The 25,998-nt window shown below is 43.1% G+C and carries 24 protein-coding genes; 16 read left to right on the top strand and 8 right to left on the bottom strand.

Annotation, left to right across the window (positions count from 1 at the left end):
* The coding region (locus PBF_RS25945; RefSeq protein ID WP_152539703.1) for an aldehyde dehydrogenase family protein at positions 1-164 on the top strand (164 nt) is incomplete at its 5' end.
* A 114-nt stretch (positions 165-278) separates the two neighbouring features.
* On the top strand, positions 279-830 hold the full coding sequence (locus tag PBF_RS18410; protein WP_035331781.1) for a cysteine hydrolase family protein: 552 nt from the start codon (positions 279-281) through the stop codon (positions 828-830).
* A gap of 113 nt (positions 831-943) precedes the next feature.
* Here PBF_RS18410 and putP read toward each other — a convergent pair whose 3' ends face one another.
* Positions 944-2,413, bottom strand: a complete 1,470-nt coding sequence (putP, locus tag PBF_RS18405; protein ID WP_035331779.1) for a sodium/proline symporter PutP — start codon at positions 2,411-2,413, stop codon at positions 944-946.
* 445 nt (positions 2,414-2,858) lie between these two features.
* The gene (locus tag PBF_RS27130) at positions 2,859-3,698 is read right to left on the bottom strand and encodes an STAS domain-containing protein (RefSeq protein WP_035331778.1); all 840 of its coding nucleotides are present in this window, start codon (positions 3,696-3,698) and stop codon (positions 2,859-2,861) included.
* 305 nt (positions 3,699-4,003) lie between these two features.
* Here PBF_RS27130 and aceA point away from each other — a divergent pair, with 305 nt between their 5' ends.
* The gene (aceA, locus tag PBF_RS18395) at positions 4,004-5,293 is read left to right on the top strand and encodes an isocitrate lyase (RefSeq protein ID WP_035331777.1); all 1,290 of its coding nucleotides are present in this window, start codon (positions 4,004-4,006) and stop codon (positions 5,291-5,293) included.
* Between the two features lie 207 nt (positions 5,294-5,500).
* Positions 5,501-5,935, top strand: a complete 435-nt coding sequence (locus tag PBF_RS18390) for a YueI family protein (protein ID WP_035331776.1) — start codon at positions 5,501-5,503, stop codon at positions 5,933-5,935.
* Between the two features lie 201 nt (positions 5,936-6,136).
* Here PBF_RS18390 and PBF_RS18385 read toward each other — a convergent pair whose 3' ends face one another.
* Entirely contained in the window at positions 6,137-6,490 is a 354-nt protein-coding gene (locus tag PBF_RS18385; RefSeq protein ID WP_035331775.1) for a cupin, read from the bottom strand.
* A 225-nt stretch (positions 6,491-6,715) separates the two neighbouring features.
* Here PBF_RS18385 and gatC point away from each other — a divergent pair, with 225 nt between their 5' ends.
* The 5 genes from gatC to PBF_RS18355 all read left to right on the top strand — a co-directional run bounded on the left by gatC (position 6,716) and on the right by PBF_RS18355 (position 12,247).
* Complete coding sequence (gene gatC, locus PBF_RS18380) at positions 6,716-7,006, top strand: Asp-tRNA(Asn)/Glu-tRNA(Gln) amidotransferase subunit GatC (protein ID WP_035331774.1); 291 nt, start codon at positions 6,716-6,718, stop codon at positions 7,004-7,006.
* Positions 7,007-7,019: 13 nt separating this feature from the next.
* A complete protein-coding gene (gatA, locus tag PBF_RS18375; protein WP_035331788.1) occupies positions 7,020-8,477 on the top strand; it encodes an Asp-tRNA(Asn)/Glu-tRNA(Gln) amidotransferase subunit GatA in 1,458 nt (485 codons plus the stop codon).
* Between the two features lie 12 nt (positions 8,478-8,489).
* On the top strand, positions 8,490-9,917 hold the full coding sequence (gene gatB / locus PBF_RS18370) for an Asp-tRNA(Asn)/Glu-tRNA(Gln) amidotransferase subunit GatB (protein WP_035331773.1): 1,428 nt from the start codon (positions 8,490-8,492) through the stop codon (positions 9,915-9,917).
* A 683-nt stretch (positions 9,918-10,600) separates the two neighbouring features.
* Entirely contained in the window at positions 10,601-11,179 is a 579-nt protein-coding gene (locus PBF_RS18360; protein ID WP_035331771.1) for a thioredoxin family protein, read from the top strand.
* Positions 11,180-12,247 (top strand): NAD(P)H-dependent flavin oxidoreductase, encoded by a 1,068-nt coding sequence (locus PBF_RS18355; RefSeq protein WP_035331770.1) that lies wholly within the window; start codon positions 11,180-11,182, stop codon positions 12,245-12,247.
* Between the two features lie 537 nt (positions 12,248-12,784).
* Here PBF_RS18355 and PBF_RS18350 read toward each other — a convergent pair.
* On the bottom strand, positions 12,785-13,717 hold the full coding sequence (locus PBF_RS18350; RefSeq protein WP_035331769.1) for a manganese-dependent inorganic pyrophosphatase: 933 nt from the start codon (positions 13,715-13,717) through the stop codon (positions 12,785-12,787).
* A gap of 163 nt (positions 13,718-13,880) precedes the next feature.
* On the opposite strand from PBF_RS18350, the gene PBF_RS18345 reads away from it, so the two are divergent.
* Positions 13,881-14,645 (top strand): metallophosphoesterase family protein, encoded by a 765-nt coding sequence (locus PBF_RS18345; protein ID WP_035331767.1) that lies wholly within the window; start codon positions 13,881-13,883, stop codon positions 14,643-14,645.
* Between the two features lie 184 nt (positions 14,646-14,829).
* Here PBF_RS18345 and PBF_RS18340 read toward each other — a convergent pair whose 3' ends face one another.
* The 3 genes from PBF_RS18340 to plsY form a co-directional block, all read right to left on the bottom strand.
* Positions 14,830-15,855: an STAS domain-containing protein gene (locus PBF_RS18340; protein ID WP_035331766.1), complete on the bottom strand. Its 1,026-nt coding sequence runs from the start codon at positions 15,853-15,855 to the stop codon at positions 14,830-14,832.
* A 104-nt stretch (positions 15,856-15,959) separates the two neighbouring features.
* On the bottom strand, positions 15,960-16,619 hold the full coding sequence (locus PBF_RS18335) for a DUF421 domain-containing protein (protein ID WP_035331764.1): 660 nt from the start codon (positions 16,617-16,619) through the stop codon (positions 15,960-15,962).
* A gap of 481 nt (positions 16,620-17,100) precedes the next feature.
* Positions 17,101-17,727, bottom strand: a complete 627-nt coding sequence (plsY, locus tag PBF_RS18330) for a glycerol-3-phosphate 1-O-acyltransferase PlsY (protein WP_035331762.1) — start codon at positions 17,725-17,727, stop codon at positions 17,101-17,103.
* Positions 17,728-18,096: 369 nt separating this feature from the next.
* On the opposite strand from plsY, the gene PBF_RS18325 reads away from it, so the two are divergent.
* The 6 genes from PBF_RS18325 (at position 18,097) to PBF_RS18300 (ending at position 23,938) form a co-directional block, all read left to right on the top strand.
* Positions 18,097-18,456: a hypothetical protein gene (locus tag PBF_RS18325; protein ID WP_035331760.1), complete on the top strand. Its 360-nt coding sequence runs from the start codon at positions 18,097-18,099 to the stop codon at positions 18,454-18,456.
* A gap of 117 nt (positions 18,457-18,573) precedes the next feature.
* Positions 18,574-18,831 (top strand): hypothetical protein, encoded by a 258-nt coding sequence (locus PBF_RS18320; RefSeq protein WP_035331759.1) that lies wholly within the window; start codon positions 18,574-18,576, stop codon positions 18,829-18,831.
* Positions 18,832-18,885: 54 nt separating this feature from the next.
* Entirely contained in the window at positions 18,886-19,503 is a 618-nt protein-coding gene (locus PBF_RS18315) for a TetR/AcrR family transcriptional regulator (RefSeq protein ID WP_035331757.1), read from the top strand.
* A gap of 253 nt (positions 19,504-19,756) precedes the next feature.
* The gene (locus PBF_RS18310) at positions 19,757-20,692 is read left to right on the top strand and encodes a diacylglycerol kinase (RefSeq protein ID WP_035331755.1); all 936 of its coding nucleotides are present in this window, start codon (positions 19,757-19,759) and stop codon (positions 20,690-20,692) included.
* Between the two features lie 297 nt (positions 20,693-20,989).
* Complete coding sequence (gene rlmD, locus PBF_RS18305; RefSeq protein WP_035331753.1) at positions 20,990-22,369, top strand: 23S rRNA (uracil(1939)-C(5))-methyltransferase RlmD; 1,380 nt, start codon at positions 20,990-20,992, stop codon at positions 22,367-22,369.
* Between the two features lie 105 nt (positions 22,370-22,474).
* A complete protein-coding gene (locus tag PBF_RS18300) occupies positions 22,475-23,938 on the top strand; it encodes a PAS domain-containing sensor histidine kinase (RefSeq protein WP_035331751.1) in 1,464 nt (487 codons plus the stop codon).
* Between the two features lie 80 nt (positions 23,939-24,018).
* Here PBF_RS18300 and PBF_RS18295 read toward each other — a convergent pair whose 3' ends face one another.
* On the bottom strand, positions 24,019-25,935 hold the full coding sequence (locus PBF_RS18295) for an alkaline phosphatase family protein (RefSeq protein WP_035331749.1): 1,917 nt from the start codon (positions 25,933-25,935) through the stop codon (positions 24,019-24,021).
* Positions 25,936-25,998: the final 63 nt, after the last annotated feature.

Genomic DNA, 25,998 nt, shown 5'->3' with positions numbered 1-25,998 from the left:
ACTTCCATGTTGGAAACTTATACTTCAACCGCGGCTGTACAGGTGCGATTGTTGGATACCAGCCATTCGGCGGATTCAACATGTCAGGAACTGACTCCAAGGCGGGCGGCCCTGACTACATTCTTCTGCACATGCAGGCGAAGACTACTTCTGAAATGTACTAATAAATCTCCAATTGGAGGCGGGAACAGCAACTTGGTTGCTGTTCTTTTTTAAATGGCTATTCAGCCCGATGAGGTATATGATGAAATAAGAACTGCAGATTGGAGAGATGCAAGATGCCAATTAAAGCCCTGATCAATATTGATTATACAAATGATTTTGTTGCTGAAGACGGTGCCCTGACATGCGGAAAGCCTGGACAGCTCTTGGAAAAGAAAATCTCAGAGCTCACAAAAAAGTTTATCGCAAGCGGGCATTTCACTGTTTTTGCCATTGATGTTCATGATAAAGGAGACGTCCATCACCCGGAAACGAATTTATTCCCGCCCCATAATATCAGAAACACGGAAGGAAGAAATCTTTACGGTTCATTGCAGCAGGTTTATGAAACGAACAAGGAAGCTGAAAATGTTTATTTCATGAACAAAACCAGATATTCCGCATTTGCAGGAACCGACCTGGAGATTAAACTGAGAGAACGCGGTATAGAGGAAGTGCATCTGGTTGGTGTATGCACGGACATATGCGTCCTTCATACAGCGGTTGATGCTTATAATAAAGGCTTCAAAACTGTGGTTTATAAAGATGCTGTCGCATCCTTTGATCAGGAGGGCCACGAGTGGGCTTTAAGGCATTTTGCAAAGACGCTTGGAGCAGAAGTAATTTAATATATTTCCTGCTTAATAATTAAGCCGGAAATACAAGCTGAAGACTATTACTGTATTGGAAAAACGACTTACATACAAAAAACCCTCTCCATATAGGAAGAGGGTTTCTGCAATTATTTTTTTAGGACTGATTTATATTGATTGTATTGCTCCTGAACTTCTGCTGATGGTGCCTTATCCAGAAGACTGACAACGATAATCGCCAGAGCTGCAAATAGGAAGCCAGGCGCCAGTTCATACAGATCAAACAGTCCGCCGGTAAGCTGTGCCCATACAATTACTGTTACAGCACCAACGATAATGCCGGCTAGGGCGCCATTACGCGTCATGCGTTTCCAGAACAGGCTCAGGATGATAACTGGCCCGAAGGCTGCGCCAAATCCGGCCCAGGCATAACTGACAAGTTCCAATACTTTGCTTTCGGGGTTATATCCTAAGAAGATAGCGATAATGGCAATGCCCAATACAGCAATTCTGCCAACAATCATTTCTTCCTTTTGGGAAGCATTTCTTCTGAAGATAGATTTATAGAAATCCTGTGCCAATGCACTTGAAGAAACGAGCAATTGAGAGTCAACTGTGCTCATGATTGCTGAGAGAATGGCTGCTAATAAGAATCCAGCTACCCATGGATTAAATAGTACTTGTGAAAACATGATAAACACGGTTTCGGAATTGGCCAGCGGTGAATCTGCAAAATATGCGATACCTGCAAAGCCTACAAACAGAGCTCCGAATAAGGAGATAATCATCCAGGTCATACCGATTAAACGTGCTTTTGGAACATCACTTGTAGATTTTAATCCCATAAAACGTACAAGGATATGAGGCTGTCCAAAATAACCCAATCCCCATGCTAATAGTGAAGCTACACCAACAAAAGTGGCACCGGAATAGACATCTAAATAAGAAGTATCCATAGATCCGATTTTCTGCATCGTCTCATTCCATCCGCCAAGCTCCTGAATGGCAACAATGGGTATAACAATCATAGCAAGGAACATTAGAATTCCTTGAATGAAATCTGTCCAGCTGGCTGCAAGGAACCCTCCAAACAATGTGTATGACAAAATAACAGCAGCTCCGACCCAAAGTGCGAGTGTGTAATCCATCCCAAATGAGTTCTCTAACAAGATGGCACCGCCGACAAGGCTGGATGAAGTATAGAAAGTGAAAAAGATTAAAATAACGATTGCCGAAACAACACGCAATATTTTTGAAGTATCGTGGAATCGGTTTTCAAAATATCCGGGTACCGTAATAGAATCGTTTGCTACTTCCGTGTATACACGCAGTGGTTTGGCCACAAACTGCCAATTTAAATATGCGCCGACAGCCAATCCGATTGGTAGCCATATCTCTCCCATACCGCCTAAATATACGGCACCAGGTAAGCCGAGCATCAGCCATCCACTCATATCGGATGCCCCTGCACTCAAGGCTGCAACGCCTGGTCCCAGCCCTCGGCCGCCTAATACATAATCAGATAAATCTTTTGTCATTCTGGCTGCAAGCACGCCAATCAGCAGCATGCCGACCAGATACACAATAATGGCAATTAACGTTGGTATATTTATATCCATACTTATTTATCCTCTCCTTTCAGCAAAATATGAAATGCCTGATAGTATGATTAATAAAGGCATTGGAATAAGAAGCCAAAGCCAGGTCGCAATTGTGAAATCCATTTGTTCACCTCCAATTTTCTTGTAGTATCCCCATAAAATAATTCGTAGAAAAATCACCTTTTATACAGTAACATACAGTTTTGTGTTTGTTGAAAAAATAGCATGGGGAAGAGTCCGGTTTGAAAAGACGTTTATTATCATAACATATTAAAGATTGAAGGACAAAAAATCTAAAAAACTACAAAGATATTAATGTATAAAAATACGTAATTTCGCATTAATTTGCTGTTATATCTCATATAACAACATAACTATACATCAAAATTAATAAAATTAAGTTGGTGACCTGAAGGGTTTAAATAAATAAAAAAAGACCTAATTGTCATAGGTCCCGGAAAATTTACAGATTTAATTTTTTAAATACTTTCTCTAAAGAATTTTCAGTGGTTATATCCTTAAAGTCAATTCCAAGCTGGATGGCTGTATGAGCAACTTCAGGACGGATGCCAAGCAAGGTTGACTGAATACCGGTCAGTTTTAAAGAGCTGATAACCTTGAAGATTTGATGCGCAACCATTGTGTCAACCATGATGACACCCGATAGGTCAATGATCAAATGGGTGATCCCCAGCTTTACACTCTGCTGCAGAGTAGATTCCATAATAAATTTGGCCCTTTCAGTATCAATATCCCCAATGAGCGGCAGCAGCCCAACTTCTGAGGAAAGGGGAATAACCGGCGTGCTTAGTTCTTTAATTAACATAGATTGTGCGCTTAATTGGCTCAGCAATATATCCATAAAGTTTTCGGTGAAGGTTTCCATTACATAATCCAGCGTATAATCAATAATTTCCTGCCAATGAAAAATATCCTCTGCTTGAATATCTAATTCGGCAGTTTCAGCAAAACGTTTTATATGCACCCAATAAATCTTTCGGAATATCGAAAGATTTCTCTGAACGTCGACAAGGGATGTTCTGGATTTAACCCGATCAGCGGAAGTCTGTTTTGTCCAAGTGGCTATCGTTTCCTTCATTTCTTCTTCTGTCTGCAGCAGCGACTTTGCTACAGTTCTAAAATACTGTGTATTTTGCTCCTCAACTTTCCTTGCCCTTTCCGGAGGGGCATCGGCAGAATAGTCGGATCCTGCCTTTACGACCTGAAAGCCTCTCCAGTCCTTCGTCATTTCAGGGGCCTTTTCAACTAGATAATTATATAAAGAGCGATTTTTATCTTCCATACATTCTCCTTCATCCATCAGAATGATTTCCAAAACACAACTAATTCTCTATATCATAGCACAAAGGATGAAGTTGCAATGAAGCGGGATGTGTTATTCAGTAAATTTTGAATTTTTTTAATTAGGGGGTTCCCATTAAAATGTATCTGTTATATAATACAAAACATAGATATTTAGTTGTTTTATAACAACATAGATTAATTTTATAACAGAAATTATTTTTTTCTGTTGTAATACAGAAATGTTTTGCATCCGGGATCTTGCTGAAATGATGATTTTCTAAATTTAAAGGAGGATTTAATCAAATGGCAGATGAAAGAGTGCGTCAGCTGCAGGAAAGCTGGGAAATGGATGAACGCTGGAGTGGAGTAGAAAGACCATATTCGGCTGAGGAAGTAATCAAGCTAAGAGGGTCAATTGATATTGAACATACATTAGCACGCCGTGGTGCAGAGAAGCTGTGGAAGCTTGTCAATGAAGAGGATTTCGTCAATGCATTGGGTGCATTAACGGGAAACCAGGCTGTTCAGCAGGTTAAGGCGGGGCTGAAGGCTATCTACTTAAGCGGCTGGCAGGTTGCTGCAGATGCGAACCTGTCCGGAAATATGTATCCGGACCAAAGCTTGTATCCGGCCAACAGCGTTCCGAGTGTTGTAAAAAGAATTAATCAGGCACTTCAGCGTGCTGACCAGATTCATCATATGGAAGGGGATCATTCCATTGACTGGTTTGCTCCTATTGTAGCAGATGCAGAAGCAGGGTTCGGCGGCCAGCTGAATGTATTTGAACTAATGAAAGGCATGATTGAATCGGGTGCCGGCGGAGTACACTTCGAGGACCAGCTTTCTTCGGAGAAGAAATGCGGCCATCTTGGCGGAAAGGTTTTACTTCCAACGCAGACTGCTGTTAAGAATTTAATATCTGCAAGACTGGCAGCGGATGTTATGGGAGTGCCGACAGTTATTGTCGCCCGGACTGATGCTAACGCAGCTGACTTAATTACCAGCGATGTAGATCCATATGATGCACCTTTTATAACGGGGGAACGTACTCCTGAAGGATTCTTCCGGACAAAAGCAGGACTCGACCAAGCGATCGCTCGGGGATTGGCGTATGCTCCTTATGCCGATCTGGTATGGTGTGAAACATCTGAACCTGATCTTGAAGAAGCTAGGCGCTTTGCTGAAGCCATTCATGAAAAATTCCCTGGCAAGCTGTTAGCATATAACTGCTCTCCTTCATTTAACTGGAAGAAAAAGCTCGATGACGAAACGATTGCAAAATTCCAGGTGGAGCTCGGCAAAATGGGCTACAAGTTCCAGTTCGTTACTTTGGCAGGATTCCATGCGCTGAACCATAGCATGTTTGAATTGGCTCGCGGCTATAAAGACCGCGGAATGGCTGCGTATTCTGAACTGCAGCAGGCCGAGTTTGCCAGCGAAACACATGGCTACACAGCGACGAGGCATCAGCGTGAAGTAGGCACCGGCTATTTCGACCAGGTTTCCATGGTCATCACTGGCGGGACTTCATCGACAACCGCTTTAAAGGGATCAACCGAGGAAGAACAGTTCACTGAAAAGCAGGAAGCTTAGTTTCTACCCTGTGTGACTTGATTTTTTACCTTGTATATTCTCCTAATTTTCACCTCTCTTCCTTGGAAGGGAGGTGTTTTTTTGCTTAACAGGCAAGCACAGTACCTGCTGCGGAAACATACATATTATATAAGCTAAATTTGAAATAGGGCATAATACTGAATACAATGAAAGCATAAAGGTCATATAAGGACGGAGGATGTACGATTGGCTGAAAATATAGATGATTATCTTCAACAGGGGATTCATGGACAAAAACAGACTAAGCCTGATGAGCGCCGCAAGTTTCTTGGTTCGCTTCGGGAGAGGGTTATCATTGCCCTGAAGCAGCCGCAGATGAGGGAAGATGGAATCTATCCTCAGGTGGAAGAGGCACTCAAAGCCAACAGCAAAGCTCATCTTTATCTGAATGGAAATATGAGCTACTCCTATTTATCAAAATATATAAAACTGGCTTCGGCCAATAAAGTAGAATATACAATTGTCACTAACAAAGAACATAATTCAGAGATCGGGCTGGTTCTTGCCTATGACTATGCGATTGATAAACCGGAAATTTTTGTGGAAAGGAAAGCGGTCAAAGCAGATGCGAAAAAGGAGATAAAAGGCGGACTGTTTGCCAAACTATTCAAGCGGAAATGAGCAGCGTCTGCCACGCTGCTCTATTATTGGGGGAAGGCATCGTAATACTGGCCCATTTTACATACTTAAAGGCCAAAATGCGGAAATTACCGGCTAAATTGATTAAAATACCCGACGAAATGCAGGATTTTCCGGCCAAAAGCAATAACATGCCCGCAAAACCTCAACACTTCCTGGCCAATGCCAGGTGCTCAGCTTCTATCACAAAGGCTTCAGATACTGATGCGGGTCCAAATCAGGACCTTCGATCACAATGGCAGTCATGCCAAGGTACGAGCCTGATTCATGTTCCTCGCCTTCAGACCAATAAACTGCTGTTCCTTTTTGGACTGCAATTTGTTCACCGCCGGCAGTTTTGACCCATCCTTCGCCGTCAACGATGAGAAATAGCTGAGGACATGCTGCCGGATGCATGCCTAAAACACTATTATCCTTAAGATGGATACACCCAACTGTAGCTGTTTTGTTTCTGATAATCGGACTGATGCCGGCATTGTGGCTGCTGAATTGACTAATTTCCCTGCTGACATCAGAATCAAATCGAAAAAATTCCATAATCTTACCTCCTCGCAGTTTTGATGACATCCCCATTTATTCGGTTTCGCTTTTCATTTATCCTCTAAAGAAAGATGCAAACACACATTTCCCCCTCAACTCATGGTAAAATAAGCAGAAGATTGCTGAAACAGCACGTTCTCGCGTGTTGCTTTAACGCGTGAAAGTTTGGTATGATCATAATAATTGTGCATTGACAGTATTCATTTTTTGGAGGTGGCATTTATGTCGAGAATTTCAATTGATCAGGTTAAGCATGTTGCACACTTGGCGCGACTTGCGATGACTGAAGAGGAAGCTGTTGCTTATATGGAACAGCTGGACAAAATGATTTCATTTGCAGAGCTTTTGAATGAGCTTGATACAGATCATGTTGAACCAACATCCCATGTTCTTGATATGAAAAATGTATTGAGAGAAGATAAGGCGAATAATGGGCTTCCACAGCAAGAAGTTTTGAAAAATGCGCCGGAACATCTGGATGGCTATATAAAAGTGCCGTCTATTATTGAGTAGGGAGGGGAAAATGGTGAGTTTATTTGATCATAAGGTATCTGAGCTTCATCAGCTTTTACATAAAAAAGAAATCACGGTTACCGATCTTGTCAGTGAATCGTACAAGAGAATCGGTGAAGTAGAGGACAAAGTACAGGCTTTCTTGACGCTTGATGAGGAAAGAGCCCGTGAAGCAGCCAAAAAAATGGATCAAAAAATCGGAACGGACGAAGCAAAAGGACTCCTGTTCGGTATGCCGATCGGAGTAAAGGATAACATCGTAACGAAGGGGCTGCGCACAACCAGTGCGAGTAAGATTCTTGAGAACTTTGACCCGATTTATGATGCAACTGTTGCATCCAAATTACATAATGCTGAAACCATCACAATCGGCAAGCTGAATATGGATGAATTTGCAATGGGATCATCCAATGAAAACTCAGGTTTCCAAGTAACCCGCAATCCCTGGAATCTTGAAAGAGTTCCCGGGGGATCTTCCGGCGGCTCTGCTGCTTCTGTTGCAGCAGGGGAGGTTCTATTTTCTCTTGGATCGGATACAGGAGGTTCAATCAGACAGCCTGCTTCATACTGCGGAGTTGTTGGGTTAAAGCCTACATATGGAAGAGTATCCCGTTTCGGACTGATTGCATTTGCCTCATCTTTGGATCAGATTGGACCAATTACCCGCACAGTTGAAGACAACGCCTATCTGCTTCAGGCTATTTCAGGTGTGGACCCAATGGATTCTACCTCAGCAAATGTAGATGTCCCAAGCTATGCAGAAAGCTTAACTGGCGATATTAAAGGGTTAAGAATCGCTGTACCAAAAGAGTATTTGGCTGAAGGTGTAGATGAAGTTGTGCGCCAGTCAGTACTGGACGCCCTGAAGGTGTTAGAAAAACTTGGGGCAACATGGGAGGAAGTTTCCCTGCCGCACTCCAAATATGCACTGGCAACGTATTATCTGCTGTCATCCTCCGAGGCATCGGCCAATCTGGCTCGCTTTGATGGCGTACGCTATGGCTACAGAACTGCAGATCCTGAGAATTTAATTGATTTATACAAAAAGACCCGTGCAGAAGGTTTTGGAGATGAAGTGAAACGCCGCATCATGCTTGGAACATTCGCCTTAAGTTCAGGCTATTATGATGCTTACTATAAAAAGGCACAAAAGGTGCGTACGCTGATTAAACAGGACTTTGAAAATGTTTTTGAAAAATATGATGTCATTATTGGACCGACAGCACCAACTCCTGCCTTTAAGATTGGTGAAAATACGTCTGATCCGCTGACCATGTACGCAAATGATATTCTGACTATTCCAGTAAACCTTGCCGGCGTGCCTGGAATCAGCGTACCTTGCGGATTCGCGGATGGATTGCCGCTTGGCCTTCAAATTATCGGAAAGCATTTTGATGAAAGCACTGTTTACCGCGTAGCGCATGCTTTTGAGCAGGCTACAGAATTCCATAAGCAAAAACCGGGACTGTAAGGGGGGAAAATCATGAAATACGAAACGGTTATCGGACTTGAAGTACATGTTGAGCTAAAAACAGATTCAAAAATATTCTCGGCAAGCCCAAACCATTTTGGGGCAGAGCCCAACTCCAATACAACGGTCGTCGATTTAGGCTACCCTGGAGTGCTGCCTGTTATTAATAAAAAAGCAGTTGAATTCGGAATGAAAGCTGCGATGGCGCTGAACTGTGAAATCGCACCAGTTACAAAATTTGACAGAAAGAATTATTTTTACCCGGATAACCCAAAAGCCTACCAGATTTCGCAATTCGATAAGCCCATTGGCGAGCATGGCTGGATTGAGATCGAAGTGGACGGCTATAAGAAAAAAATCGGCATTACGCGGATCCACCTTGAAGAAGATGCAGGAAAACTGTCTCATGCAAAAGGATATTCTCTTGTAGATTATAACCGCCAGGGTACTCCTCTGATCGAGATTGTATCTGAGCCGGATATCCGCACGCCAAATGAAGCATACGCATATTTGGAGAAGCTGAAGTCCATCATCCAGTATACTGGCGTTTCTGACTGTAAAATGGAGGAGGGTTCACTTCGCTGTGATGCGAATATCTCCCTTCGTCCTGTCGGCCAGGAGGAATTTGGCACAAAGACAGAGCTTAAGAACCTGAACTCGTTTAATTTTGTACGCAAAGGGCTTGAGTACGAGGAGAAGCGGCAGGAAGAGGTTCTAAATTCAGGTGGTACCATCCAGCAGGAAACATTGCGCTATGATGAAGCAACTAATAAAACCATCCTAATGAGAGTAAAAGAAGGTTCGGATGATTATCGTTATTTCCCTGAACCTGATTTGCTTGATATCCATATTGATGAAGAGTGGAAAGAGCGTATCCGTGCTGAGATTCCCGAGCTTCCGGACCAAAGGAAGAACCGCTATATTGAGGAACTTGGGCTGCCTGCCTATGATGCAGCTGTCCTGACAGTGACAAAAGAAACATCTGATTTCTTTGAGGCAACTGTGAATAAAGGGGCAGACGCCAAACAGGCTTCCAACTGGGTAATGGGTGAACTGTCAGCTTACTTGAATGCTGAACAAAAAGAGCTAACCGATATAGCTTTGACACCTGAAGGACTTGCCGGCATGATTAAGCTGATCGAAAACGGCACGATCTCTTCCAAAATTGCCAAAACAGTCTTCAAAGAGCTGGTTGAAAATGGAGGGGATCCAGAAACAATCGTAAAAGAAAAAGGCCTGGTCCAAATTTCGGACGAAGGCGCACTTCTCAAAATTATCGGTGAAACGCTCGATGCGAACCCGCAATCTATCGAGGATTTCAAAAATGGAAAGCAAAAAGCAATTGGCTTCCTAGTCGGCCAAATTATGAAAGCCACAAAAGGACAGGCCAACCCGCCGCTTGTTAACAAATTATTGCAGCAGGAAATACAGAAAAGATAAAAGGTGAGCTGATGGGAATCCATCAGCTTTTTTTGTAAGAATGTATAAATTTTTGAATATCGTTAACTGTCTAGCTTCAGCGCCTACCCCCTCGAGGTCACAAGCTTGTCTTGTTGCGGCTCCTAGGGACTCGGGGTCATAAGCCGTTTCCTTTCAGAAGGAAAAACGCCTTCTTACAGGAATCGTCTTATGCCTGAGGCCCGCAGGACAAGGAAGGCTTCGTAAGCATAATCATCGCACGACCAAAAGCGGAAGCTTTTGGGAGGATGCGGGTCATGCAGACGTTGCCACAGGACGTGGCGCTCTTAGTCTGCGTTCCTTGAAAGGGCAGTCGCCTCCACATTTCGGGCAATCCTTCCAAAAAGGCAAAGAACGCCTTTCCGGAAGGCTCGTCTTGTGCTTGAGGCCCCAGGACAAGGAAGGCTTCGTCAGCATAATCATCGCACGACCAAAAGCGAAAGCTTTTGGGAGGATGGGGGTCATGCAGACGTTGCCACAGGATGTGGCGCTCTTAGTCTGCTTTCCTTCGTGAGCAAGGCGCTTGCGCTTTTCCTATATTCGACAAAAATAAAGTCTATTTCCCAGGAAAAGATCTGGTTTTACAAAGTGCTACAGCAAATGCAGGAATGAAAGCGTATGGTAAAGAATAAACACTAAAGAAATTGAAAAAAGGGAGTGGGTTTATGGAATTAATGGATTGGTTTGCGAAGGGTCTAAGTCCGCAGAATTATAATGAAGCGATGCAAGTTAACAAAGAAGAGATGAATAAAATCTATTATCGTTTTTCTTTATCTGATGAGGAAAAAACAAGATTGGCAGATCTTAAGGATGCGGGCATGAAAGTAATTGCCCTCACTGAGGATTGGTGCGGTGATGCCATGCTGAATAATCCGATTCTGCTGAAAATCGCAGAGGAATCCGGTATGGAAGTCCGTTTTATTTTAAGGGATCAGAATCTTGAGCTTATGGATCAATATTTGACTAACGGAACATCTAGAGCAATACCCATTTATATTTTTATAGATGAAGCGGGGAAGGAAAAAGCTGTCTGGGGACCTCGTGCGAAACAGGTTCAGGAAATGGTGGATGATGAAAGAAGCAAGCTCCCCGAACAGGATGCTGGGGACTTTAAGGAAAAACAAATGAGTATGTACAGGAGATTAACTGCTTCCTATCAGGAGGATTCTAAGATCTGGCATTTTGTTGCTGATAGTATAATAGATTCTATTGTTTCGGAGAATAAAGGAGGAAGGGTGTTTTAAATGGTCTGGAACCGGAATTCCATCACTGCGATGCTGGGTATAAAATACCCTGTTTTTCAGGCTCCCATGGCTGGAGGAATGACAACGCCGCAATTAATCAGTGAGGTATCAAATTGCGGCGGACTTGGAAATATGGGTGCAGGCTATATGAGTCCGGAGGAGATAAGAGAGGATATAAAACAGATTCGAAAATTGACTGATCGGCCATTTGGCGTCAATCTCTTTGTTCCGGATCTTGATGTATCAGCGAATGCAGATGACATCAGCAGCATGGGGAATGTGCTTGAACGATTCAGCAGTGAGCTTGGTATGGAGGAAAAACCTTCTCTGCCAGAAAAGGATTATGCTGCTTTATACAGAAAACAGCTTGTTGTTTTGATGGAAGAACGGGTGCCTGTTTGCAGCTTTACATTTGGCATACCTGACTCTGCGATTATTTCTGAATTAAAGAAACAGGGTACGATAATTATTGGAACCGCAACCAATGTAAAAGAAGCAGTGGAATGGGAAGAGGCTGGCGCAGATATAATTGTTGTTCAGGGGTCTGAAGCTGGGGGACACCGCGGAACTTTTCACAGGGTAGAAAGCGGGATGATCGGCTCCATGGCTCTAATACCACAGGTAGCAGATGCGGTCAGCTGTCCCGTGGCTGCTGCAGGGGGAATAATGGATTCCCGCGGTATTGCGGCTGCTATGATGCTTGGCGCAGCAGGAGCCCAGCTGGGAACAGCTTTTCTTACATGCCGGGAAAGCGGAGCTCACTCACTGTACAAACAGGCATTATTAAATGCAAGGGAAGATCAGACAGATGTGACGAAAGCATTCTCAGGAAAGCCAGCAAGAGGGATTCGCAACAGATTCATGGATGAAATGAAAGGCAGGCAAGCGTTGCCTTATCCATTGCAGAATGATATGACAGCTCCTATCCGGAAGCAGGCAGCCAAGCTGGAGCGTCCGGAGTTTATGTCTTTATGGGCCGGGCAGGGAGTGGGAATGGCTGAAGAGGTGACAGTGAAGGAACTCATGATCAAGCTTGTTAAGGGGACAGAAGCATTATTGGATAAGTAAAAAGCAGTGCCAGGTGGCGGCACTGCTTCTGTCTTATCGCAGTCTTACTGCCCGTAAAGGCCCGATTGGTGAGATACAGTGAAACTTGCGACGCGAAGGCAGAGGCTTAGTTGAACCAATCGGGTTCGTAGTGTCGATTGAGCATAGCGCTAGCGGAGATCTTAGCGACACTAGAACGCGACTAACAATCAGTGGGGGATAAGGAAAACCCCCACTGATTGAAGTTTCACTTTATCGCAGTCTAACGGGCAGTAAGACCCCCACTTGAAGACTCAGAGTAATCAACGGAGGATAAGTGGGGGTCAAACTGCCCGTAAAGGCCCGATTGGTTCAACTAACAATCAGTGGGGGATAAGGAAAACCCCCACTGATTGAAGTTTCACTTTATCGCAGTCTAACGGGCAGTAAGACCCCCACTTGAAGACTCAGAGTAATCAACGGAGGATAAGTGGGGGTCAAACTGCCCGTAAAGGCCCGATTGGTTCAACTAACAATCAGTGGGGGATAAGGAAAACCTCCACTGATTGAAGTTTCACTTTATTTGCCAGCCAATACGTTTGTAAGAGGCGGTACAATTTGCTTTTTGCGTGAAACAACGCCCTTTAATACGGCACTGTTGTTTTCAAGTGTTACATCATAAGCTTTTTCAACTGCTGCAGCTTCTTTGCCAAGAGAGATAGCAACTGAGTCGTTGTTAAGGATGTCAGTTAAAACAAAAACAAAAAGGTCAAGCTCTTTGTTATTAATGTTTTCAGTAATGACAGCCTCCAATTCTTCCTGGCGGCTTAATACGTCATTCAGGTCCACAGCATTAACCTGAGCGATTTCTGTTTTAAAGCTTCCCATTTGGAATTCCTTTGCGTCAAGGGAGATTAGCTCTTTCACACTCTTCTTGCTTAAGTCTGCTCCTGCTTTCAGCATTTCCAGACCATATTCTTCAGCGTTTACTCCCGCGATTTCAGCAAGCTCACGTGCTGCTGCAATGTCCTGATCTGTGCATGTTGGAGATTTGAACAGCAAAGAATCGGAAATGATGGCAGAAAGCATGAGTCCAGCTGTTTCCTTGCTGATTTCCACTCCGTTTTCCTTGTACATTTTGTTCAGAATGGTTGCTGTACAGCCAACAGGCTCTGCGCGGTAGTAAAGCGGATCGCTTGTTTCAAAGTTCGCTATGCGGTGGTGGTCAATAACCTCAAGGATTTTCACATCTCTGATATCATCAGCGCTTTGCTGGAATTCGTTATGGTCTACAAGAATTACTTCGCTGGCTTCCTTGGATACCGCCTCAACAAGCCGGGGAGCTTCAGTCTTAAAATAATCTAAGGCATATTGTGTTTCCTCATTTACCTGGCCGAGGCGGATTGGCTCTGCATCAACGCCTAATTTGTTTTTTAATTCTGCATAAGCAAGTGCTGAACAGATTGAGTCAGTGTCTGGGTTTTTGTGTCCGAATACAAATACTTTTGACATAATTCCTACTCCTTCTATATGTAATGTTGGTTTTGGCATGCTGTTATTTTACCATATTTCTAATGTAAAGGCGGTACAGGGAAAAATCAAATTTTGTTTTTTCAATTGTTAGAGGAAGCATGGGTGTTTTGGAGAATTATAAAAAAGTAAGGAGGAGACAAACATGGGAAAAGTAGCCGTAATATCTGATATTCATGGAAATATCACAGCTCTGGACGCTGTTCTGGACAATATCCGTGAACGCGGAATAGAGAATATTTTTTGCCTGGGTGACTTAATAGGAAAAGGACCCAATTCTCTTAAAGCTGTTGAACGGATTAAAGAGACCTGTGAAGTGGTCCTCCTTGGAAACTGGGATGACTTTATGCAGAAGCCGCTGGACTTTGAAGAGGGGCAGTGGCATCAGAGACAGCTGGGGGAAGAGGCCTTATCCTATTTAGGCACGCTTCCGTTCCATCATGATTTTTATATGAGCGGAAAATATATCAGACTCTACCATGCTTCAGCCAAAAGCATTTATCACCGGGTTGTGCCGATGAGGGATTCATATGATGAAAAGCTGGCTATGTTCGAGAATACGGAAAATATTACTGCCGGAGAGAATGGCAGGATTCCGGACGTTATCGGGTACGGGGATATTCACGCAGCCCTGGTCGAACCGATTCATCCGCAAAAGACACTATTCAATGCAGGAAGCGTCGGGAACTCCCTTGATATCCCTCAGGCAACCTATGTGATATTGCATGGGGAATACTTAGCAAAAGAGGCTGCGCCATTTTCCATCGAGATTGTCCGGGTTCCGTATGATGTTGAAAAAGAAATCAGCATTGCTAAAGACATGGGAATGCCGAAGCTTGAGGCCTACGCGCTGGAGCTGCGGGAAGCGAAATATAGGGGGGCGCCGAAGAAAGTGCAGGTAGAGAAATAGGAGATATCATTGGGTCCTGTGCGCACATAAAAAAATTTAACCGCACATTAAAAATCTTATCCGCACATAAATTCCAGCTATCCGCACATAATTTTACGGATGCGGCCATTTTGACCTTGCTGAAAAATGGAATTAACGCAAAAAAGCTGACTTCCGACCGATGCGGAGTCAGCTTTTTGTATGATTAAAAGATTTTCCTGCCTTTTTTGGAAAGAGCGTAATAAATGCCATGCTGCAGGTTTGTGAAGCAGTTAAATTTAGAGAGATTAAAGTTGGTTTCCGTAATTTTAGTGCCAAGTTCCGGAGAAATGCCAACCAGAATCGTTTCGGTACCGATCAGATTAGCCGCCGCAGCCAATTTGCTTAAGAATTCCACCGTATAGGCACTGATGGACTGATTTAACCCGGTCAGGTCCAGGATTAGGCAATCTGCCTGGTGCCTCGGAAGGCTATGAAGAGTTTTGTCGACGAGTTCTTCAGAACGGAATTCATCATATCTTCCCAAAAGAGGGACAACAACAATTCCATCCAGGACTGGAATAACCGGTGAAGAGATTTCTTTAACAAGCTGCTTAAGTTCTAACGTGCGCACTTCCACTAATTTCTCAAGCTCGCTGATTTTTTTGGATTCTTCCCGTCTCGCTAAAGCGTGGATATTTTCCTCAACTGTAACGCTTGAAGGGAAGAAATTCAGCTCTGAATAATCCTGGCCGGCTAACTGGTCAAATTCCTTTTTATACCATATGCTTGTCCCAAACACAGAGGAAAAGATTCCCGCAAAATGTCCAGGCAGAAAGGTTCCGGATTCATTTTTCCCTTGTTTCTTGTTAATCTTATATTCCCAGCTGTCAACAGTTCTGACCCTGGCTGTTTTGGCAGCGGGATCTACATCACTAATGATGAACTTCCCCCAGCCGGCAGAAGCGTATATTCTGGGGATGATATTGGCGACTTCAGATATGTGCAGATTCATGTCTTTGAAAAACTTCCCAACAACCATTCCCTGCCTGAAGCCGGCGGTTTCAAGTACAAGGCTGGAGGTTTCTTTTCCTGAAATCTCTTCAATCGTATCGAAAAAGCTTTTCATGGCGGAACTTATCCAAAAAAGGACTGAGTCTTCACCTTCAAAGTTAAAAAGACCTTTTTCGAGATCCCAATTAAAATTAAAGCCGTCAATTTTCGTTTCAAGCACTAGGCCTTCTTCTTTCATACCATTACCCCCTGATATTGATATGTATAGTAAAGTAATTTTTTTCTGATATGTAACTCATATTAATTACCCTTAATTTTAATCAATAAACCTATTTTGGAAAATTATCTGCGTCTGTTTATATTCAATTTCTTTGACTTTTCATTTACATAAGCATACATAATCTCTTTCTCGTTTAAATTGTTCTGGCGCAGCTGCTCTAAAAGCCAATCCTTTGTCTGTCCCAGCAGCTCTAGATTCCGGGACTGGATCCTGCCATCCACAATCACCGCAATCGGGAGTCCTTCATCCTGTATGCTGATCTTTAAATGTTCAACTGTTACAGGCGTATTGGCCACTTTCGGTATGATGCTCACTTCACCAATTGGCTCGAGAATAGCGTAATCAACATCCGCAATCTTTGGGTAGCCTTTGCTTCTTAAGATCGACAGCAGCTGTGACATGGATAAATGGGATTTTTCCAGATTGTCTTCAAGGATTTCTCCATTTTTAATAAGCATGGTCGGCTCCCCAAGAAAAAACCGATTGCCAATTTGGTTTAAAGTCAAATAAGAGAAGAGAATGTGAAGGCCTACAAGAATGGCCAATGCTGCTAATGTCGGCCAGTATTTTGTGCTAATGAGAGGCTCAGAAGCAACTGTGCCAACGATTATGATGGCGACAAGGTCATAAGGAGTCATCTGGATAATCGTCGATTTCCCCATCAGCCTCATAATCATGATTGTGATTAAGTAAAGACTCGCTATTTTTAAGATCAAGACCATATGCAAACTCCTTCGAACGCACTTTATCGCAGTCTAACGGGCAGTAAGACCCCCGCTTCAAGACTCAGAGGAATCAAACGAGGATAAGTGGGGGTCAAACTGCCCAATCTAGCTGCGGCTCCTAGGGGCTCGAGATCATAAGCCAATCAGCTGATGGGAAGAAAAGCACTCCCCACCATCTGCCCGTCTTATGCTTGTCACCCCAAGGCAAGTCGCCTCGCTTTATAATGTAAAGGCCCGATTGGTGAGATACAGTGAAACTTGCCGACGCGCAGGCAGAGGCTTAGTTAAACCAATCGGGTTCGTAGAGTCGATTGATCGAAGCGCTAGCGGGATCTTAGCGACATTAGAACGCGACTAACAATCAGTGGGGGATAAGGCCCCACTGATTGAAGTTTCACTTTATTCAAAGGTTTTGCTTAAAGAGCTGCTTTCATGTGAAAAATAATAAAAAACCCGAATGCAAAGATCCGGGTTTCAATTAGGCTCGTTTTTTATCATCTCTTGGAGGGATGCGGTCATCCTTTAAGCGCTTATCATTGATTTTAGGCTCATTATTACCAATAAAGTTTTTAATGTTCGAACGATGCAGGAAAAGCAGAAATAATAGGAAAATAGAAAAGATAAGTTCATGTTCAGTGCCTTCAGTAAATAATGAATAAATAAGCAAAGATGCACCCACCGATAAAGAGCCGAAAAATACATACTTCGTTAGGAAAATAATAGCGATAAAAGAAATATAGGCGATTAAAAACATCCAAATATTTGCTGCAAGCAAAACACCTGCAGTGGTTGCGATGGCTTTTCCTCCGCGGAATCCTGCAAAGACCGGAAAGCAGTGACCGGCAACTGCGGCCATCCCAACTATTAGCGGATCAGCCTCAGCGTTCAGAATGGCAGGCATTGCCGCAGCTGCAGCCCCCTTGCCCACATCCACCAGCAGAACCACGATGGCTGCTTTCTTGCCAAGAACCCTTAAAGTATTAGTCGCACCGGGATTATTACTGCCATGATCACGAATGTCAATTCCAAAGGCAAATTTGCCAAACAATAAGGCAGTAGGAATTGATCCTATCAAGTATGCTGCCAGGTAAATAAGAAAAGTCATCGTATTCATCCTTTTTCATCAATATATTCAATTGTTTTTTAGAGTTGTCCATTATTTGAAAATTTTTTAACAGCCTCCTCTGTATGTAGTCATTGCTTACAGTTTACCATATAATGGTTTAGTGAAAAGGGAGAATTAATCATTATCTATAATAATTAGGATAGAAAATTCTGTAACTTTTTTGTTAGAGATTATTATTAAAAAGGTATTGAATTATTCTATTCTCTAAATTATGATTGTTTCGGCACTCAAAAAGAAAGCATGTTATTCGAATAGTTATAAGGACATGTTTGATTAGGATAATACCCTTCAGGATATTAATTGTGTTTCAAAGCACTCTCTGTAAGGAATATTGGAAGGATGGTTTTCATGGAGCATTTTTCATTGGAGGAATGGCAGAAATATGCGAAAAATGAGCTTTCTGAACCTGAGCGTGAACTCTATGAAGATCATCTCTATATATGTGATCAATGTCTGGAAGTATACCTCGAAGCAATGGACCAGGAGGAGTACTCTTTGCCCGCAATGCCGGGGGAAGGGGACTTTACCAATCTTGTTATGGCTCAAATTACAGCCGGAATTTCCGAAGAAGTTTCTAAGGAACAGAGTGGGCTTCCTCCTAAAGAATCCTGGTTTGAGCGCTGGTTTCCTCTTGCCTTCGCCTGCTTTATGCTCATTGGGGGATTAATAACGATGTACCGGGAGAAAAATCAAATAGATCAGGAGTGACTCTTAACGGAAGTTAGGAGTTTTTTTTATAAAAAATTTGAAAATTCATATAAAAATACTTACAATAAAAAAGACCGATCAGTTTATTTTAAATACAATGCCTGGGGAGTGAGAGATATGGGAAGAAGGCAGGTTCCGCAGGAAATGCAAAAAAAGAGCAAAAGTATCCATCTTGAGCAATGGATTTGGGATTTGGCAGCACAGATGCAGCCATGCCGTTCAGCAGCTATCAGAGATTTATTTCTCGATAAAATGAAAGAAGACTTGATAAAAGCGGGATTGGCGGAGGAAAACACGGAAATCACGAGTGAACATGCCAGCGTGTATATAGAAGAAATTCTGAAAAGAAGTGAAATCAGCAGGAAATGCTGCTGATGCAGGTATAACGTAACTGAAAGAGAATAATTCAAATGCCTTGGAGGGACTGAATTGCCGCCTATCGTATCAGAGGAATATAAACGAAAAAAAAAGAAAGAGATCCTGTCTGGCGCATTGGCTTGCTTTGCCAAAAAGGGATTTCAGGCAGCGACCATTGATGACATTGTCGCTTATTCAGGAATTAGCAAGGGAGCTATCTATAATTATTTTAAAAGCAAGGAAGAAATCTACCTGGAGCTTTTGAATGAGCAGACAGAATCAGCCAATGCAAGACTTGCAGAGAATATTTCCATTCTCTCTTCTGCGGAAGAGAAACTGGAATATCTTTTTGATTTGTATAGAGATATGAGCCCATTCAGCCAGGAACGAAAAGATAGAATTACTGTACAGCTGGAATTTACGCTGCATTCTTCCAGAGATGAAAACTTAAATCGAATTCTGAACGAGCGAGGAAAGAAGTTCTTTTTGAAAATGATAAAAGATATTATGGAAGAAGGGCAGACTGCCGGGGAATTCCGTCCGGATGCAGATCCAAATCATGTAGCAGGATTATTCTGGACTTTTATGGACGGGGCCATGCTTCATAGAGTCATTAATGAAGAATATCCATATAGAACCATTATTGACTATGTTAAGAGCCTTGTTTTGCAGGACCTGAAACAGGAATAATGCTCAATTGCATCCGGCTTATTGCTATTTCAGTTACATGCCCAAGAAATATAACTTAATTACGATACTTTTTTACCTAATGAGGGTATAATTCATTTGTGTATCTGGCCACTTGTGCAAACACCAGGAAGTGAATAGAATAGAAACGGATAGCAGTGAAAAAATTGCTAAGCCGTAGAGTATTCGCTATGATGTAAAAAGATGGAATAAAAAGGATTAAGTTTAGATATTTCAATAAATAGGATGATGGGCTATGAAAAGAGCAAGAATTATTTATAATCCGACTTCAGGCCGGGAAATTTTTAAAAGACATTTAGCAGAGGTTCTGCAAAAACTGGAGAGTGCAGGATATGAAACCTCATGCCATGCCACCACAGGTGAAGGAGACGCGATTGAAGCTGCACGGGCAGCTGTTGAACGCCGCTTCGACCTGGTTATTGCAGCAGGCGGCGATGGTACGATTAACGAGGTGGTAAATGGACTCGCAGAACAGGATTACCGTCCGCGCCTTGGCATTATCCCAACGGGTACAACTAATGATTTTGCCCGTGCGCTCCATATTCCAAGAGATGTAGAAGCGGCTGCTGAAATCATTGTAAAAGGAGATACCATTCCTGTCGATATTGGCCGCATAAATGATAAATATTTTATTAATATTGCTGGCGGAGGAAGGCTGACAGAGCTGACTTACGAGGTGCCAAGCAAGCTTAAAACCATGATTGGCCAGCTTGCCTATTACCTTAAGGGAATTGAAATGCTGCCTTCTATCCGCTCAACTGAAGTGAGCATTGAGTTTGATGGCAAAATCTTTGAGGGTGAGGTCATGCTTTTCCTTGTCGGTCTGACAAATTCAGTCGGCGGGTTCGAGAAGCTTGCGCCGGATTCCTGTATTAATGACGGGCTATTTTCCCTGCTGATCTTAAAGAAAACCAATCTCGCCGATTTTATCCGGATCGCGACAATGGCAGTCCGGGGTGAGCATGTAAAGGACCCGAACGTCATCTATACGCAGGCAAACCGTATTAAAGTACAATCCAAAGAGAAAGTCCAGCTCAATCTTGATGGCGAATTTGGCGGGCTTCTTCCTGCTGAATTCGTAAACCTGTACAGGCATTTGGAAGTATTTGTCCCAATTGACCAGATTCGTGAAGAAGACCGTCCGACCGATTGGGAAAGCTCCCACGAATAATAGGAAGTCCGCTCTTTAACAGGGCGGGCTTTTATTTTGCAAAAACACATGAAGTCGTGAACGATGCAAATAGAAGAGTATTCCTGCAAATAGAAGAGTGAAAGAGCAAATAGATAGGGAAATCTTGCAAATAGACCGGGAAATATGCAAATAAAGGGTTAGATTCTGCAAATAGGCATGCTGCAGGTATGCAGGTTCAGAGTCGGAAGGATATGCATTTCGTATTTACCCCTGTTTTATGATACAATCTGTCTAGTCAAAATAGGTCACGGAATTAAGCTGAAAAGGAAGAAAAAGATGAGCAGAACATTACCTGTGCAAAAAAATGATTATATAGATGTTACATTTGAGGATTTGACCCATGAAGGGGCAGGAGTGGCAAAGGTGGACGGTTATCCGCTTTTTGTGCCGGATGGGCTTCCCGGTGAGAGAGCAAAGGTAAAAGTGATTAAGGTGAATAAGGGATATGGCTTTGGGCGCCTGATCGAAACATATGAAAGCAGCCCATACCGGGTGGAAGCACCCTGCCCGATTTATAAGGAGTGCGGCGGATGTCAGCTGCAGCACCTGAGCTATGAAGGCCAGCTTCTCGCCAAGGAAAAACAGGTCAGAGATGTTCTGGAAAGAATCGGGAAGCTCGAGGGCGTAAAAGTGCATCCGGTTCTCGGCATGAAGGATCCGTGGCGCTACAGAAATAAAGCGCAGGTTCCGATTGGAGAGCAGGAGGGCGGTCTGATCGGCGGATTTTATCAGCAGCGCACCCACCAGATCATCGATATGAAAGAATGTCTCATTCAGCAGGAAAAAAACGATGAGGTTGTTCAAAAGGTAAAGGAAATATGCGGCCGCTATGGTGTCCGCGCTTATGATGAAGGCAGTCATAAAGGCGAGCTCCGCCATGTGATGGCGCGCTATGGTCTTGTGACAGGCGAAGTGATGATTGTCCTTGTTACCAGGACGAAGGAGCTTCCGCATAAGCAAAAGATTGTGGAAGAGATTGCATCGAGCATTGATGGGGTTAAATCCATCGTCCATAATGTGAATTCAAAGAAGACAAATGTGATCATGGGAGATGTTACACGAGTTCTCTGGGGAGAAGAAGTGATCCATGATTTTATTGGCGATATCAAATTTGCGATTTCCGCCCGTTCCTTTTATCAGGTGAATCCGGAGCAAACAAAGGTTTTATATGATAAAGCACTGGAATATGCGAATTTGAGCGGAGATGAAAAGGTTATCGATGCGTACTGCGGAATTGGCACCATTTCTCTTTTCCTGGCACAGAAAGCAAAAGAAGTGTTCGGAGTTGAAATCGTGCCGGAAGCCATTGAGGATGCGAAGAGGAATGCGGATCTGAACCGGATGACAAATGCTTCATTTGCCGTCGGGAAAGCAGAAGAAGTAATTCCTGAATGGTATAAAAAAGGGAACACAGCAGATGTGCTGGTCGTTGACCCGCCGCGAAAAGGCTGTGATGAGGATCTGTTGAAAACCATCTTAAGCATGAAGCCAAAGAAAGTCGTCTATGTATCCTGCAATCCGGGAACATTGGCAAGGGATCTGCGTATTTTGGAGGATGGCGGGTATAAGACCATCGAAGTGCAGCCCGTGGATATGTTCCCTCAGACTATGCATTGTGAAGCAGTCGCGGGATTGGAATGGAGAGAAGGCAGCTGACCTATTGGGAAGCTGCTTTTTTAGGTTCTCTCAAGAATCCTCATGCTTTTTTTCTTATAATTCTGTAAAATATAGTTTATAGAGTTATTAAATGGGGTGAGCTAATTGGTCAATGATTTCCCGATACTTGGCAATGATGGTGAATCGATTTATTCCAATCCTGATGAATTGCTCGATTTGTTCCTGAATTGCACAGCAGATGGGGTTGCCATCATTGATATGAAGAACCGTTTTATAAGGGTCAATCATATGTATACGGTGCTTTTTGGCTATACTGAAGCGCAGGTTATTGGCAGGAAGTTTACTGATTTTCAGAACCCGGAAGAAGTGAAGGAGATTATAAAACTGGTCAAGCTGGGGAAAGTATACAGCAATGTGATCACACAGCGCTATCATCAGGATGGTTCTCTAATGGATATATCAGTTTCGTATTCTCCCTTCAGAAATTCCAAGGGCAAAATCATCGCCGTTCTGGCTATATTCCGGGATATGACAGAGTTTAAAAGCATGGAGAGGGAATTAAGAAAAACAAGAGAGCTGTACGATTTGATAACGGAGAATACGACAGATATGATCAAAGTCTTCACAAAGGATCAAACGGTGATTTATGCCTCCCCATCTCATGAGAAAGCTTTGGGATATTCGCCTGTGCAGATTGTTGGAAAGAACTGCGTCACTTTCATAAATTCCGAGGAAGAGAGAGAAAAGTTCTGCAAGGTATGTAAAAAGCTGATGGAAACGGGAGAACCTCAGATCCTTGAAACAAAGATGGATACCATTAATGGCGAAATCGTTTACGTGGAGACAAGCATTTCTCCAATATTAAACGATAAAGGCGAGATTGAATTATTTGTGGCGGTAGGCAGAAACATAACAGACAGAGTGAATAATGATGCAGCTTTGCGGAATTTGGATCGCCTTTCCATTATCGGGCAGCTTGCAGCAGGGGTTGCCCACGAAATCAGGAACCCGCTGACTTCTCTAAAAGGTTTTTCAAAACTGCTCCAATCAAGTGATATTAAGGAAAAACAGGATAATTATCTATCCATTATTATGGAAGAGCTTGATCGAATTGATATCATTGTCAATGAGTTCATGTCTTTGGCCAAGCCTCAGGCAATCGAGTTTGAGAAAGGGAACTTAATGTCCATTCTTGAAAGTACAATTAACGTACTTCATCCGCAGGCACTGCTTCATAATGTCCAGATTCATCTTAAACATAGTGAGAATGATATCTTGCTATTATGTTCACCTCCTCAGCTGAAGCAAGTGTTTGTGAACTTTTTAAAAAATGCGATTGAAGCTATGCCTAATGGCGGAAATGTATATATCAGCATGCAGCAAATAGAGCGCGGGCGTGTAAGGATTGCTTTTGCAGATGAAGGAGCAGGCATTGATGATGAAATGCTGAAGCATCTGGGGACCCCTTTTTATACAACAAAAGATAAAGGAATCGGTCTGGGGCTCACAGTAAGCAACAAAATTATACAGGAACACCAAGGGCTGATGACTATCGATAGTTTTATAGGTGAAGGAACTACAGTAACTGTAGAATTGGATTGTATATAGTTTGTTCTGCGCATCTCTTTAGGGGTGGGTTTTTTTCAAAAATGAAACACGGCCTTGCAGCACATAGCAAGGCCGTGTTTTTAATTAAAAGCATCTGTTAAAACTTCACCTTCCAAAAAGTCAGGAGCCGGTATCTCCAGCAGTTGATAAACTGTCGGGGCGATATCCAGTGTGGTAATCGAACCAATTCCACTGTCACTTTTAAAAGAAGGACCCTGTGCAAAAAATACCGCCTTGAGTTCTTTACGTTCAGGATTGCCGCCATGGCTGCCAAGTTCTATTGCAGGCATTTGAGGGTCTGTTAAGCTGCTGCCCATCATATAGCCACTTGCACCAAGCAGCAATATGTCTCCCTGATTAGGGTGCTTATTCTCCTTTTTATTATCATAGGCAATCTGATAAGGCTTTTCTTGTTTCCTGAAAAGGTAATCGGAAAATTGCTTTGCTGTTTGATTAAAATGGCTGAACTTTCCTTCGGCGAGGAACTCACCGGCTTCACCCAAATAGCCCTTTAGGATTTTTGTCTTAAATTCCGGTTTGTTTTTATATTCGCTAAAGAGTTTCACTGCCTGGTCTGCAGTCTTTTTCTTTTCTCTTTTGGTGAGGTTTTCATTCAGATAAATTTGGGCAGCTGATCCGCTGGCTACAGCCATTGCTTTGGAGTTCTCCTCATCCACTCTGCCTTTTTTATCTGTCTTTAAAAGACCTGCTTCTTTCAGAAGAGTGTTTGGAGCCAGAATGGTATGGACTGGCTCCATGCCGTGGTCAGATACAACAAGAAGGTGGTCTTCTTCGCTAAGGCTGTCCATTGTCTGTCCCACGACATTATCTGCAAGCTTGTAGGCCCATTCAATGTATTTCGAATGTCTTTGGGAATTTTCCTCTGAATACCCGGGCTGCCGTGGATCTGTCAGCAGAAAATGATGTGATTCATAATCAATCTGAGGTGTATAAAACATCAGCAGATCGGGCTGGTATTTTTCTTTAATATAAAGAGACACATTAGTCGCCCAGTATACAAAACGCGAACCGATTTCTTCGTACTCTTCCCGTGTAATCCAATTTTTTTCAAAAGCCTCTGTATCATCCTGAACGGGGAAAAAGCCGAATTCCGATAGCAGCTCCTCTTCAAATCCTTCTGGACCTTGAATGAGGGCTGACGTAACGGCCGTCCGGTAAATGCTCGCTTTCTCAAGGCTGGCATCAGTTTTCAGCTTAAACCAAAATCCTGCAGATTCACCGTCCGCTTCTACCGGAATTGCCCCCCACTCATTGGCATTGACGATAACATCTTCGGAGTCTGCCGAACGATTTTCCGAAAAAATGAAGCGGTTATAGTTGGTTTTTCCATCATCTGAAGTGTCTAAAGCTAATATGTGAATCTCTTTATTCTTTGCTTTCTTCAATGGCAGCTTCATTGCAGCTTCCTTTGCAGGGCTAAAGCTGTTTTCGGTGTGCTTCCAGCTCTTTGTTTTTTTGAACTGAAGCTTATCCAGAGAGCTTTCTGCCCAGGTTTCACCATAATATACTGCATAATCAGCCTGCTCGCCTGCATCAGGGTTTGACCCGGGAAACAGCACGGTGGCAGTTGTTTTGCCATTCTTTTTCGCTTTAGCCCAAAGCGGGCTTTTATCAAGCGGCTGATGAAATGCGCTTTCTCCATTGGCCAATTCCTTGTTGGGATCCTGCCATTTATTGCTGACCATGCCGGTTTCAGATGGATCTGCACCTGAGCCAATTGCTGCATGAGATGGTGCGGTCAGCGAGGGGGTTACGGTTTTGGAATCCTTGGCGGCCACTCCGTTCTCCATAAGTGACTTAATATGAGGAAGCTTCCCTTCCTTAACAAATTCTTTTGTCAGGTCATTTCTCATTCCATCAAAGGAAATCAGTACAACCTTGTTTTCCTTCCCAATCGAATCCTCTGCATTTCCTGAGGAAGGAAATACAATCGATCCTATTAATAAAATAACTATATAAAAATAGTGCTTATTCATTATGTTTCCTCCAAGATGTAAGTAAATTGGTACAAGAGTTTATTCCCTGCAGCCTTTATAATT

This window comes from Cytobacillus firmus DS1, from assembly GCF_000565285.1.
Lineage (GTDB): Bacteria > Bacillota > Bacilli > Bacillales > Cytobacillaceae > Cytobacillus > Cytobacillus firmus_A.
The sequence above is the reverse complement of the archived record's forward strand: the minus strand, read 5'-3'. Positions and strand labels throughout refer to the sequence as shown.